The organism is Psychromonas sp. (assembly GCF_047632955.1).
GTDB lineage: Bacteria > Pseudomonadota > Gammaproteobacteria > Enterobacterales > Psychromonadaceae > Psychromonas.
Genome location: NZ_JBLIED010000017.1, coordinates 1 through 12,687 on the forward strand (window position 1 = coordinate 1; position 12,687 = coordinate 12,687).

The following is a 12,687-nucleotide window of genomic DNA, read 5'->3' on the forward strand; positions in this document are numbered from 1 at the left end:
AGAGCGAATAATAACCATTAGATCACAGACGATCAGTGCAATAAAGTACATTTTTCGTACAACTTGAAGTAATAAGAAAATAACGAAAAATATGCTTTTTGGAGAAATTCTACAGCCTCAACGCCCTAATAACTGGCGCGTAGGTTGGCGTTGTTTTTGCCATGTTTTTCTTTTGCAAAAACGATGACAACTGTTATGCGTCCAGTTGATTAGCTTGTTAGGCATTTTTTATAAAATCTACAACTTCTAGTAATTTTGTTGAAAATGCTAATTGCTCAGTACCGTAATATTCAATAAAAACACCACACAAATAAAGAGCAGGGTTTGCTACATTGGGTATAATCCAAAGTCCTCCACCGCTTAAGCCATTTGGCTTTATAGGAGACTCGTTCCCTGTTTTTTTTCCATAAGCACTGCAAATATGCCACTCTGATTTTTTGCTATATTTTAACCAGTTGTCAAAATCTAGTTTTATATACGATGCAAATGAATAAGACTTTGCATTAAAAACTGGCGATATCCGTAAAGCCTTACCTTGCTTATTTTTTGATGCAGGATACCCATTAACAAAACACAAATGTGAACTATTAATTTCATTTTGCATATATAAGTTTTTTTCAGGCAATGCCATTATTTTACTGGAAGTGATAATTTCATTGCCTAATTCAGTGAATGCAATGTCAAAATGCTCTCCTCCATTAGAAGAGGAGTAACACCATTCTGTATTTATTTGAACATACTTACCGTTAACATCGATTATAAACGGACTTTTTTCTTGCTGAACATCAAGTAAAACATGAGCGGCTGTAATTAAAAAGTATTTACGATCTAGTTCGATTACAACAGATGTTGCAATTAAATCAGGCTTCCCATTTTTTGCTGTAATAAATACAGGGTATGTAAACTCTTCGGCTCTCTTTTCAGCATTTGATATAAGCGCATTAATTACTTTAATGGGTAAATCCTCGATAAATAAACTTGATGCCTAACGCCGCAATAAACGGCGCGTAGGTTGGCGCTGTTTTTGCTGGCTTTTTGTTTTTAGCAAAAACCGCGACAGCCGTAATGCGTCCGATTTAATTGCCTTGTTAGCAAGATTAGCCACGAACCAATACTACTAGCGATAACTACCAACGCTCTTTCTTTTTATTAAACATTTTAGGCGCTCGAATAGCGACAATAAATGCAAACAATGAAATTACACCCATATGTAAAAATCCAGATATTGCATAAATTCCAAATGCATTACTAATGTGATGCGCAGTAAAATAGACCAACAATGCAGCTGTAATTAGGTGTTTTGTAGGGATAGTTTTCTTGACTATTAATTGCCCCATAAGAAAACCGAAGCCACCAAAAAGACCAAAAAGAGCACAACTAATGCTAAATAGTATTAAGCCAACGTCTACGCCTGCTTTATAAATTGCAAAATATCGAAATGGGCTACTAATTAAAATTATTAATAAACCAAAAATTAGTGATTGTTTTTTGAAACTCATACTGTTGCTTGATAAAGAATTTTGTCGAAGATCCATACTACCTCTTGATATTGCTAACGAGGCTGTAGAATTACTCTTGCAGCCAAATACCATTAAAAAACGAGTTCCTATAACACAGTCTAAGCTATTTAAAGTGCTTAGGTAATGCATTTGTAACTCCCAAATACGTCCTAAATTTCAAAAAAAGAGTTATTCTACAACCTCAACGCCTTAATAACTGGCGTGTAGGTTGGTGTTATTTTTGCGGTTTTTTCTTTTGCAAAAATGATGACAACCGTAATACGTCCAGTTGATTAACTTGTTAAATGTTATTAATTCGTAGCCAAACCGAAGTCATTATTAAGCTCCACCCATTTTGACATTAATACATAATACGGTATTTTCTCCTTAATTAACTCAGGAGAATATTGGTATATTATGGGAACTTTGTAACGACGGTTATTACTGATAAACATAATAATATCTTGTTTTGATGTGGCTTTATTTTTATGTTTTACGAAGCCCAATTTAGAATAAAATTTATACAATTTTTTTGTGCAACGCAGACAAATTCCAAAATCCAAATCGACTTGAGAGCATATAAACTCTTTTATAACTTTTGAACCAAATCCACAACGACGACTATTTGCATCAACTCCAAAAAATTCTAAACTTTTCTGTTCTTTATTTTTACCACCAAAAGAAATTAATCCATAAGCGTATTTACCATCTTCAATAGCGCAAAAAAAAGTTCCTTGCCCATATGAAATCAATTGTTTTATGTGAAAATAAATTAATTCTTTTTGTGATACTCCCGACGAAAACATTTCATCAGTAAATAATGAAAGCTTCAAGACAGAAGTAAAGAAAAGATCATGATTGTTATCTATATCTTTTTGACATGAAAAAAGTGAAATGTCCAAACTAGCCTCTCTAAATCGATTAATATAAATTTTACATTTAACGCCGCGTTCACCGGCGAGTATGTTGGTGCTGTTTTTGCTGCCTTTTCTCTTAGCAAAAACCGCGACAACTGTATCGAGTCCGAGTGCAACGCCTTGTTAGGCGATACTCAGATAGTTGCACGTACCTCTTTCATTGGATAAGTTTCCTAGCCCATTCTCTACGTAAATCTTGAAGATTGAACGTACCACTTCTAAAGGAATATTTAGAGATTCTGCCAACTGAATCCCGTCTATCCATACGCCAATGTTGCAGTTCTCAACAAGATCATAAAGCTCAGACATATTCGCCTGTTTTTCAAATAATCTCGCTAGATAAAGTGTAAATGAAGGATCAACTAATTCTATTCCTTGCGCATATGGGCTTCCGAGATGCATTTCTCTTTTTAAGTAACCCTTTGACTCAAATACCGCAAGTGGACGAGAATACTGTTTGTATACTTCATTACTAAGCTCAATACTGTCTAGGCATTCATATAGTGCTTTGCATAGTTGCGGTGAACTATCGCAACAAGCACTAATTGGGTCTTCTAAATTATCCAGTCGACGGTTTATTTCAATGCCGTCTAATTCAGATTGCAATTGAAGAAAAACAGCCGCCACGGGATTAAATGCACTTCCCACCCTTACAGCCCTACAGAACCAATCGACTTTACTAACCATTTAACCTCCTGTACGCCTAACGAGGCTGTAGAATTTCTCCATTTTCAGAAAAAACACACTTTCTCGAAATTTAATTTACTTTTAAAACAATAATTTAAAAAGTATAAATTTTCATAAATTTATAAAAAACGAGTTATTCTACAGCCTCAACGCCGCATTAAGCGGACTAAAATTGTTGGTTATAATGTGTAGCGAAGCGAAACCTAACCAACTGTTTTAGTTCCGTTTAAATGCCTTGTTAGCTCATTAGTTTGCTAGTACATTTAGCTCTTTAATTTTTTGAATAAATGGTGGGAATTTCGAATTTACAACTGCACCTGAATTAGATGAACCAAATGAAGATACTGAATATGTATCTATTTGCATCACTTTCATCTTCACATCATGTCCTTGTGCTACTTTAATAAAATCGGCGAGAGGCATGACTAAACGACGAGTTGACCAATCACCATATTCAGTAAATGAACTAGCTTCTTTGATGTTTTCAATGAATTGACCGTCGACATTGAAAGCAGCACCCATCACATTAGTAATACCATCCACGCCAACATCAATAAAAACAACTTCTGGAAATTTTTTGTTCCATTGAAAACCCAAGGTATGCCAAGCCTCAGACAAACTTGAAGCTGCACTAACTGGTGGTTGAATGATACTAACTGAACCATCAAATTGATTTTGTTGAATAGACAATGAGGGTGTAAGTGAATCATTGATACTGCTGCAACCTGAAATTAAATTAAAGGTTAAGATTAATAAAATTATACGGATTAACATGATTTTTCCTGATTGAAGTGAGCTAACGCCTTAATAACTGGCGTGTAGGTTGGCGTTGTTTTTGCGGTTTTTCTTTTGCAAAAACAATGACCAACCGTAATACGTCCAGTTGATTAACTTGTTAAATGGCCTAAATTTCACAATGAATTGAAGCTGCAATTCGGTGTGTCGACCATTATTGGTTTGGGTGTAGTTCCGCTCCCTCAATACTAATACGAGTGGAGCATAGCAATCATTCCATTGGCACTAAAGCGGCTAACTCAAAGGAACTGCAACCTGTGAATTTTAAATGAAGCGAGCTGATGAACGAAGCCAAACCGCGTTTCTATTTAATTTGCACGAGACGGTTTTGATCACTCAAACACGCTACCGCACTTGATGATAAATTAATGCCACAAGTAACGAACTACATTTTAGGTATTGATCTAAAAACAGATCCTAACACCTTAAAATGAAACTAATGAAACAAACTTCGCAAACTACTTTGTACAAATTAGACTTGAAAATCATAAGCCTAATAAAGTTCAACAAAAGCCACTTAACGCCTGCAATAAACGGCGTTTAGGATTGGCGGTGTTTTTGCGGCTTTTTGCAAAAACAGTGACAAGACTAAAACGTCCGATTTAATTGCTTTGTTAGTTTACTGCGATTGATTAAGGTTTTAACTTAGCCAATACGAAATAATTAATGCGTATTTGGGTTTACTTGAAACACAAACACATTGATTTTCTTAAAGATTTTAACGCGAAGTTGCTCCACTTTAAATTGAACAACTTTGCACTTTATAGCTGGACGTTCGGCAAATTAAATTAGCCCGTTTAGCACAAGGTGAATTACAAAACATCCCCTTTTAATACCGCGATTATCATTGCCAATTTGCAGTCTTTAAGCAAAGATAGATCGAAGAACAAAATACAAAAAACAACGGCTACCGCACCCTAAAACAATCAAAAAGTAAAAGAGCAGAAACTAACGCCTTGCTAAGCGGACTAAAATAGTGGGTTAAAATGTGTAGCGAAGCGAAGCGTAACCCACTGTTTTAGTTCCGTTTAAGCAACTTGTTAGGTGAATTATTTGCTAGTTTAAAAAACCAAAATCTTTTCTAGTTTCCTTAACTAATAACCCATATAGACCAAAGCCAGTGAAAAGGATGTTTATTACTCCTAGCGACAAAAAGATGAAAGACACTAAAGTTAAATAATACGCCCACCTTTTGCAATTTTTTAGCCCCTTATGGATGACATAAGCACCACCAATTTGTATGAATGCCAAAGCAATTAAGACAAAGCCACTCGATGAATCCACGTTATATGACTTTGCGTAAGAAAACGAAAATACAGCATACCCCAGCAACATTAAGGCCATAAGGATTGAAATAATCCACATTGGAACAATTGCGTATGATATTTTACTAGACTCAGTGTCCATAATTAACTCCATATTCACCTAACAGCTTTATAAGCATCACTATGCACGAAAAGCCGCGATACCTATCTCATAACAAATAATCACAACAATATCTATTTAATCTCAATAAATCAATATTTTAAGTGACAATCTAATAAATTTCACTTTGGGATAGGTGTTAACGTGCCATCTATCCCATTTCAAAAAAAAGAGCTTAACCTATTAATTTATAAACTAAATTCAGTAACCCTTAAATATAACCTGCAGGGTGATACCTATCACTGGAAAAATCTTTAAAATGGCACCCTACAAATCAACGGAATCACCCATTAATAAGTTCCGGTCATGCCGGTATGTAAGTTTCTCAGAGTGTTTTTAACTAGGTATCAGGAATGTTTCATATCATGAGCCGACAGCCGACAGCCGACAGCCGACAGCTCGCCACTCATAGCTCGCGGCTATCGCACAATGAATCTTTCAGTTTTTCCATACCCTGATCGATACTGACGATAGGTTGATAACCAAGATCCTTTTTAGCGGCGCTGATATCAAAATAATGGCTGGTGGATAGCTGCCGTGCGACAAAACGGGTAATGGGGGGCTCTTGTTCTTTATTGAGTTTTAAATAAACCCATTCCAGCGTGGCGCCAATAAGATAAGCAAGGGGGGCGGGGATGCGTGCGTTGATTGGTTTTAAACCTTGGCAGGCGAGAATTTTATTAAGCATCTCGGCCATTAATATCGGTTGATCGTTACTGACGAAATAAGCTTTTCCTGCGCAGTTTGATGTTGGCTGATTTAGGCTGACCGCTGCTAAGAGATGCGCGTAAACCGCATTATCAATATAGATGGTATCAACCAGCTTATCTGTTTTACCGACCAGTTTAAGCCGTCCCGCTTTGGCGCGTTGTAATACGCGGGGCACCAGGTGCGGATCGCCGGGCCCCCAAATAAGGTGCGGGCGAAGGGCAAGAGTTTTAAGCGTTTCTGAATTTGCAGCGAGTATTTTTTGTTCGGCAATGGCTTTGGATAAGGCATAAAAATTTAAAAAATGTGTTGCGTAGGGATGTGATTCGTCGATTGCGTTTTCATCTTTGCCCACAAAGGTCACGCTAGGGGTGCTGGTATAAACCAAGCGCCTTATATTAAGCGCCTGACAAACACTGATAATATTTTCTGTGCCGCTGACATTAGCATCAAAATAAGACGCTTTACTGCCCCAGACGCCGGCCTTAGAAGCAACATGAAAGACCAAGTCAGCGCCCTGCATGGCATCAGTAAGAGCTTGTTTATCACAGATGTCTCCCTTAACCATGAGCACGCCCATTTGCTCAAGTTCGGGGTAATCGCCACGGGCAAAACCAACCACATTAATACCAGCAGAGCATAAAAATCGGCATAGGGCTTTACCTAAAAAACCGCCTGCACCGGTCACAAATACTTTGTTAACCTGGGTCGATAAACGCCTTAAAACCAGCTGTTGTTTTTCATCTAAGTCGCTGAATGTTGGAATGCTGTTGACTGACATAACGGCTTCTACTTAATTTGTTAGTTGTGTTTGTGCCCAAACGGCCAATTTTTCACGGTATATTTTTGCATTATGGCGAATATCCATGGGGAAGCTTTTATGAATTAAAAACAGAGTGATACCCTTGGTTTGAGAATGCTTATTGGCTATTTCCCGCAAATCTGCAAATAATTTTTCAGGCGCTTGGGCGGATCTGTTGTGCAGCTCAATACATAATAAAGGGGCTGATTTTCCGTCTGTCTTGACTGTAACCAATGCGCTGCGTTTAATGGCCGAATGGGAATTAAAAATACGCTCGCAGGAAATAGAATAATATCTTTTTTCAATTTCAAGGTGGTTTGAATCAACCCGATGCGCCTTTCGACCACACATCCATAATTGTCCATCGGCGTCCAGATAACCCAAATCACCCATACGGTGGCGCGCATCTGTAACATCATCTATTTTAGCGGCAAGCGAGGCGTCGTTGCGCTGATAATAACACTGGCTTACCTGCGGGCCTTGAACCACAATCTCACCTATTTCATAGGGTGGAAGGCTAAGATCATCCTGCCATGTGCTGATAATTTTTTCGCTAATGTTAATAATAGTAACGGTCATATTATCAACCGGATAACCGACACAAATTCCGCCGCCTGCATCTGTCTGTTTGGTGGTTTTAAGTAAGGCAGAGCTGGCAATTTTACTGACCGGTAAGGCTTCTGTTGCGCCGTAGGAGGTGAGGATTTCTACACCGGAATTAAGTAAAGTCGTGAAGCGTTTAATAGAAGACAATGTTGCCGGTGCACCGGCTGAGATAACCCGCTGCAGACTCGAAAGTTTAATAGCTTTGGACTTACCGGCACGGCCTAATAACTCTATCAATGCCGGATTGGCGAAAAGATTAGTACAGTGGTATTTGTTAATAGCCGCAAAAATATAATCGGGGTTGGCTGTGATAGGTTTACTGGCATCCATTGCTGGAATGATGGAAGCCATGCCCAGCGCCGGACCAAAAAGTGAAAACAATGGAAAGGTCGCTAAATCTCGCTCGCCGTGTGCTATTTTGTAATCATTTTTTAAAACCGTGATTTGTGCTTCAAACATGCGGTGGCTATAAACAACGCCTTTCGGTGAGCCGGTACTGCCGCTGGTAAATAAAATGGCAGCCATCTGGTGTTGCGCAAGTTTCACCATGGGGTAGGGGTCTTGTCGAGGGCAATGGTCGATTATTTTATTTAAGCTAGCGCCTCCCCAAATACTGGCGCCACCGACGGTGATATTGTATTTAACGGAGTCTTTTCCCCAACCTAATAAGCGCCGGGCAATATGCGCCTTGGGAATACCGATAAAGGCGTCCGGATTTACTTCTGCGATACACTGTTTGAGGTTTTTAATGCCCATTCCGGGATCTATTAATACCGGGACTATGCCCGCTTTAAACAGAGCAAAGGTTAATGCAAAAAAGTCTAAACCGGGCTTGACCATCAGAACCGCTTTATCACCACTTTTCAGGCCAAATTGATTGAGCGCATGGGCAATTCGATCGCTGCGCTTATTGAGCGTGAAAAAATCAATTTCCTGGTAAGTCAGCTTATGGAACTGTTTTTTTTGAACAGCAACAGCCAGCGAGTCAGGGAAGTCATTTGCCGCATTGATTAAATGACGGCAAAGGTTGAAGGTTTGATGATCGGACATAAGTTAAGGATTTTCTGCCATAAATGTTTCTATCAGCGGGATCACCTGCTCGCTGGCATCTTCTAAAATATAATGACCGCAATCGGCAAATTCATTGATCTGTGCATGGGGCATTTTTTGTTTCCAGATATCCAGGAAATATTTATCGAAGATAAAATCTTTCAGTCCCCAGCAGATGATGGTGGGAATTTTCTGAAAGTGAACCAGGCTGTCGCCGATATCCGAAACCAACTGATAATTTTTATGATGCGGTAACAGCGGGATATCCTGGACGAATCTTAGCGTTGAGATGCGATTTTTCCATGAATTAAAGGGCGCGACATAAGCCTGGCGAATCTCTTTTGCCATGGGTTTACGTTTCACTCCCACGTAGGATGCGATCGATGAAAAAGCATTCAATCCGCGTATTAACACCGTACCCACAAAGGTATTGCGACAAATATATAATGGGATGGGGAAAGATTTTTTTTCAGGAAGATGAAAAGCGCCGGTATTTAAAATAACTAAACGTTTAATACGCTCGGGGTGTCGCGCCGCGTAACCCATCCCTATCATGCCGCCCCAGTCATGAACGACTAAGGTGATATTGTTTTTAATATTAAGCGAATCCAATAATGCTTCCAGGTCATCAATGCGATTTTTGAGGGTGTATTCATAATCTTTATCCGCTGGTTTATCAGATAATCCGCAGCCGATATGATCAGGGACAATACATTGATAATTGGCGCTTAAGGATTTGACTAAGTTGCGGTAATAAAAAGACCAGCTCGGGTTGCCGTGTACCATTACAACGGGCTCACCTGAACCTTCGTTGAGATAATGATACTGCTGACCGTTACGATTCAAATAATTGCGTTTAAAAGGGAATAAAGTATCTAAATTCATGTTACCACTCAAGTCCTAGCATCATGCAGTTAAGTCCGCTGCCTATGCCTAAAAAGCTTACTTTATCGCCTTTAATCAGGAAACCCTGATCATGCGCTATAGCCGCGGTCACGGGCAGTGAAACGGTGCCCATGTTGCCCAGTTTTTTGAAAGTTGGAAACTCTTTATGCGCAGGTATCTTTAAGGCGGCTAACACCTGTTTTTGATTTGCCGAACCGACCTGATGGCAAATCACTTTATCTACTTGATCGACAGACCAGCTACGCTGATCTAAAAAGTGTTGCCAGGTATTTAACGCCAGTGCCACACCTTCTTTCAGAAGCGGCACTGCATTGGTGCGCATATATTCACGGTGCAGTTTTAAACCGACCGGCTGTGAGCCCCATTTACATAAGTCATAGTGCTCGGGAGCCGAAAGATGGCTTGCACCCAGTAATTTATGTTGACGGGTATTTTTAAGCGGCAGTGATCCGTCGGTTAATAAAACCGCCACTGCACCAGAGCCACCGGTTAAGGTGGCTAATGATTGCGAAAAATTTTGAATGGTTTTATTTTCAAGCATATTTTCAATCGTTATATCAACGATATGCCGAGCTGATTCACAGGAGACCACTAATCCGGCTTTGATTTGCCCAAGCTCAATACGATTGGCAATGTCTAATATGCCCGATAACACCCCTAGGCAGGCATTACTGATATCATAGATAGCGGTGCTGCTGTTAACGCCGAGTGCGGCAGCAATGCGGCACGCCGTTGCCGGCTCGTGTTGATCCCGGCATACTCCGGTATAAATAACCGCACCCAGATCATTAATATTGACACCGGTTTCTGCGATTGTTTTGTGTGCCGCCGCTATCGCACCATCGGATAAAATATGATCCGCGGGCCACCAGCGTCGTTCTTCGATACCGGTTAAAGCCGCAAGTTGTCCCATGGGTATACGCAGCTTTTGGTACAAAGGCGCAAGGCGCGATTCTAATTCAAAGCTTGAAATGACCTGGGGAGCCAATTCGTAAGATAAACTATTGATAAAAACGTTAGAGTATTTCATTAATGTGCTTTATTTTTCATAATTTTACATAAAAAGAGTCAATATCGACCAATCTAGCCATACTGTCAAATCGAGCGCGTAGATTACCGTAAATTGTTAACAGTTACAAAGTTCTATAAAGAAGCGAGCAGCACTTTTTAGGTTTTTTGCTTTGCTAACAATCAAATTAGTAACGCAGTGGCTTTCCTTTTTTTAGATAGTTTATCCACTGCCTGTTAACCTGCAGCGCATTTAAGACTTCCTGCCCAAAGGGTAAAGGCTCTTTATTTATCTGGCTCGCTAACATTTCAGCTAACAGCGGAGCTGTGCATAAACCCCTCGAGCCTAATCCGGTCAACAGGTATAAATTAGGGTGAAAAGGGGCATTGCCCGGGTTAAGCTTTTTAGCTGCATTTTTATAAAAAATCTTAGTGGCCTGATAATCGGCCATGGCTCCCGCGTAGGGGAAGTGATCTCGTGTGGTGCAGCGCAAACCCACATGCGCATCCTGATGATCGATCTTTATCTGCTCTGTCCATGCCTGTCCGGGAATACATTTTTCTAATTTATCTTTGTTGTCGCGTTGTTCCTGCGGAGAAAAATCCTGGTTAAGGTCATGGCGTTTGAAGGTTGCCCCCATGCAGTGTTGTTGATTATTCGCCGGGGTTAAATATCCCTCATGACAAAGTGTTATTCGTAACGGCTTAATTTCTGGGTTGGTCGGAATATGGGTGACTTGACCGCGAGCTGCGGAAAGTGGCAGCGCTTCACATTGTTTAAAATTAAGGGTGTTATTAGCCGTTGTCAGTACCAGCAGTGAATGTTTTACGCTGTGCTCGGCGAAATGTAAATTCCAACCGTTTATCGACTGTGCCGTATTTAGTCCCGGATTGTCTGACGGGCTTTGCTCAAAGGTTAATAATTCTTCATTTAGGTAAACGCTTAGGTCGCCTTCATTTTTTGCCTGCTCGAAGATTGCCTCCACCAGTTGCTTGGGACTTAACCAGCCGCCTAGGGGATAATGTAATGATTTTTGTGCAATTGACAGCTGCGCAATGTTATCTGTTTCAGTTTCGCTTAATTGCTCCACTAATGCTTCGGGAAGACCTGCCTGTAAAATTTTGTCGAGTTTTTTGGCGGCAGTTGGATCGTAGTAGAGCTGCAGTAATCCTGAAAAGTCATGATCAAGCGGCTGTGTTTGATCTAACTGTTTAATGTAATTTCGACTGTATAAAAATGCATTAGCGAAAAATTGACTTAAGGAGTCGTGCTGTTTGTTCAGAAGAGGGTATAAAGCGCCTTGCTGGTTACCCGATGCGCCAAAGGCGAGGGTCGACTCTTTGCAGTATAAGCTGACTTTATAACCGCGGCGGATCAGGGCTAATGATAAACAAGCACTGGCAATCCCTCCGCCGATAATTGCAACATCGGTTATTTTGTGTCCGGGATTGTCGAATTTTGCAGGGCGGTAATGTTGTCCATGTTGTTTAAGTTTATTGTCAGCGTTTGCGTTGGCATCGACATGAGCGACTAACATCTCTCTTTTTTTACCGTATCCTTTTTGTTTCCCCACTTCAAAACCCGCTTTAATTAATCCTTTGCGGACAAAGCTGGCCGCAGTAAATGTCGCGAGGGTGGCATTTGCTTTACAGGATAAACGGATTAATTGAAACAGTTCGTCGCTCCACATGGCCGGATTTTTACTGGGCGTGAATCCGTCCAGATACCAGCAGTCAAAAAGTCCGGAATCATAAATATGTAATGACGGTAGCGTTTCTGCTATATCGCCAAGCCATAAATCCAGAGTAATATTAAACTCATTTAATGCTATACGATGGCATCCCGTTAGAGCAAGCGGGTACTGCTCCAAAAGGGGAGTTATAAATGCGCTTAATTGCGGCCATTGCTGTAATGCAGTGATTAAATCCGACTTGGTTAAGGGGTATTTTTCAAAACTGCTAAAATGTAACTCTTTGAGGGGACTATCGGGATTTAATTGACTAAATTCAGCAAATTTATGGCAGGTAAGTAGAAAATTCAAGCCGCTACCAAAACCCGTTTCGGCTATTGAAAAGTGTTGTTCTGAATAATTTACCCAGCGTTTTGCTAAATTATTTCCTTCAAAAAACACATGATTTGCTTCATTAATTCCTTGCTCTGTGTTGAAATAGACATCATCAAATTGTCTTGAAAAAGGTTCTAACTGATCAGACCAGTGTATTTGGGCATGCTTAATTAACTTGTATTTAGCGTCAGACAATATATATTTCCCATTAAATGCGA

General features: G+C 40.1%; 11 protein-coding genes. All 11 read right to left on the bottom strand.

Annotation, left to right across the window (positions count from 1 at the left end; translation table 11 throughout):
• Positions 1-217 precede the first annotated feature (217 nt).
• The 11 genes from ACJAZP_RS11515 to mnmC all read right to left on the bottom strand — a co-directional run bounded on the left by ACJAZP_RS11515 (position 218) and on the right by mnmC (position 12,664).
• A complete protein-coding gene (locus tag ACJAZP_RS11515) occupies positions 218-631 on the bottom strand; it encodes a hypothetical protein (RefSeq protein WP_415230889.1) in 414 nt (137 codons plus the stop codon).
• Between the two features lie 496 nt (positions 632-1,127).
• Positions 1,128-1,649, bottom strand: coding sequence for a hypothetical protein (locus ACJAZP_RS11520; RefSeq protein ID WP_415230890.1), 522 nt, complete (start codon positions 1,647-1,649; stop codon positions 1,128-1,130).
• A 161-nt stretch (positions 1,650-1,810) separates the two neighbouring features.
• On the bottom strand, positions 1,811-2,401 hold the full coding sequence (locus ACJAZP_RS11525) for a GNAT family N-acetyltransferase (protein ID WP_415230891.1): 591 nt from the start codon (positions 2,399-2,401) through the stop codon (positions 1,811-1,813).
• Positions 2,402-2,539: 138 nt separating this feature from the next.
• A complete protein-coding gene (locus tag ACJAZP_RS11530) occupies positions 2,540-3,103 on the bottom strand; it encodes a hypothetical protein (RefSeq protein ID WP_415230892.1) in 564 nt (187 codons plus the stop codon).
• A 246-nt stretch (positions 3,104-3,349) separates the two neighbouring features.
• The gene (locus tag ACJAZP_RS11535; RefSeq protein WP_415230893.1) at positions 3,350-3,877 is read right to left on the bottom strand and encodes a hypothetical protein; all 528 of its coding nucleotides are present in this window, start codon (positions 3,875-3,877) and stop codon (positions 3,350-3,352) included.
• A gap of 1,077 nt (positions 3,878-4,954) precedes the next feature.
• Positions 4,955-5,305 (bottom strand): hypothetical protein, encoded by a 351-nt coding sequence (locus ACJAZP_RS11540; RefSeq protein WP_415230894.1) that lies wholly within the window; start codon positions 5,303-5,305, stop codon positions 4,955-4,957.
• Between the two features lie 424 nt (positions 5,306-5,729).
• Positions 5,730-6,812: a 2-alkyl-3-oxoalkanoate reductase gene (gene oleD / locus ACJAZP_RS11545; protein WP_415230895.1), complete on the bottom strand. Its 1,083-nt coding sequence runs from the start codon at positions 6,810-6,812 to the stop codon at positions 5,730-5,732.
• A 12-nt stretch (positions 6,813-6,824) separates the two neighbouring features.
• The gene (gene oleC / locus ACJAZP_RS11550; RefSeq protein ID WP_415230896.1) at positions 6,825-8,489 is read right to left on the bottom strand and encodes an olefin beta-lactone synthetase; all 1,665 of its coding nucleotides are present in this window, start codon (positions 8,487-8,489) and stop codon (positions 6,825-6,827) included.
• 3 nt (positions 8,490-8,492) lie between these two features.
• The gene (locus ACJAZP_RS11555; RefSeq protein WP_415230897.1) at positions 8,493-9,374 is read right to left on the bottom strand and encodes an alpha/beta fold hydrolase; all 882 of its coding nucleotides are present in this window, start codon (positions 9,372-9,374) and stop codon (positions 8,493-8,495) included.
• Between the two features lies 1 nt (position 9,375).
• The gene (locus ACJAZP_RS11560; protein ID WP_415230898.1) at positions 9,376-10,425 is read right to left on the bottom strand and encodes a 3-oxoacyl-ACP synthase III; all 1,050 of its coding nucleotides are present in this window, start codon (positions 10,423-10,425) and stop codon (positions 9,376-9,378) included.
• Between the two features lie 166 nt (positions 10,426-10,591).
• Positions 10,592-12,664, bottom strand: coding sequence for a bifunctional tRNA (5-methylaminomethyl-2-thiouridine)(34)-methyltransferase MnmD/FAD-dependent 5-carboxymethylaminomethyl-2-thiouridine(34) oxidoreductase MnmC (mnmC, locus tag ACJAZP_RS11565; protein ID WP_415230899.1), 2,073 nt, complete (start codon positions 12,662-12,664; stop codon positions 10,592-10,594).
• Between the last annotated feature and the right edge of the window lie 23 nt (positions 12,665-12,687).

What these genes read in the sequence shown, in the direction of transcription:
- ACJAZP_RS11515 (WP_415230889.1), bottom strand. Translation starts at nt 631, where the DNA reads ATGGCATTGCCTGAAAAAAACTTATATATGCAAAATGAAATTAATAGT.
- ACJAZP_RS11520 (WP_415230890.1), bottom strand. Translation starts at nt 1,649, where the DNA reads ATGCATTACCTAAGCACTTTAAATAGCTTAGACTGTGTTATAGGAACT.
- ACJAZP_RS11530 (WP_415230892.1), bottom strand. Translation starts at nt 3,103, where the DNA reads ATGGTTAGTAAAGTCGATTGGTTCTGTAGGGCTGTAAGGGTGGGAAGT.
- ACJAZP_RS11535 (WP_415230893.1), bottom strand. Translation starts at nt 3,877, where the DNA reads ATGTTAATCCGTATAATTTTATTAATCTTAACCTTTAATTTAATTTCA.
- ACJAZP_RS11540 (WP_415230894.1), bottom strand. Translation starts at nt 5,305, where the DNA reads ATGGACACTGAGTCTAGTAAAATATCATACGCAATTGTTCCAATGTGG.
- oleD (WP_415230895.1), bottom strand. Translation starts at nt 6,812, where the DNA reads ATGTCAGTCAACAGCATTCCAACATTCAGCGACTTAGATGAAAAACAA.
- oleC (WP_415230896.1), bottom strand. Translation starts at nt 8,489, where the DNA reads ATGTCCGATCATCAAACCTTCAACCTTTGCCGTCATTTAATCAATGCG.
- ACJAZP_RS11555 (WP_415230897.1), bottom strand. Translation starts at nt 9,374, where the DNA reads ATGAATTTAGATACTTTATTCCCTTTTAAACGCAATTATTTGAATCGT.
- ACJAZP_RS11560 (WP_415230898.1), bottom strand. Translation starts at nt 10,425, where the DNA reads ATGAAATACTCTAACGTTTTTATCAATAGTTTATCTTACGAATTGGCT.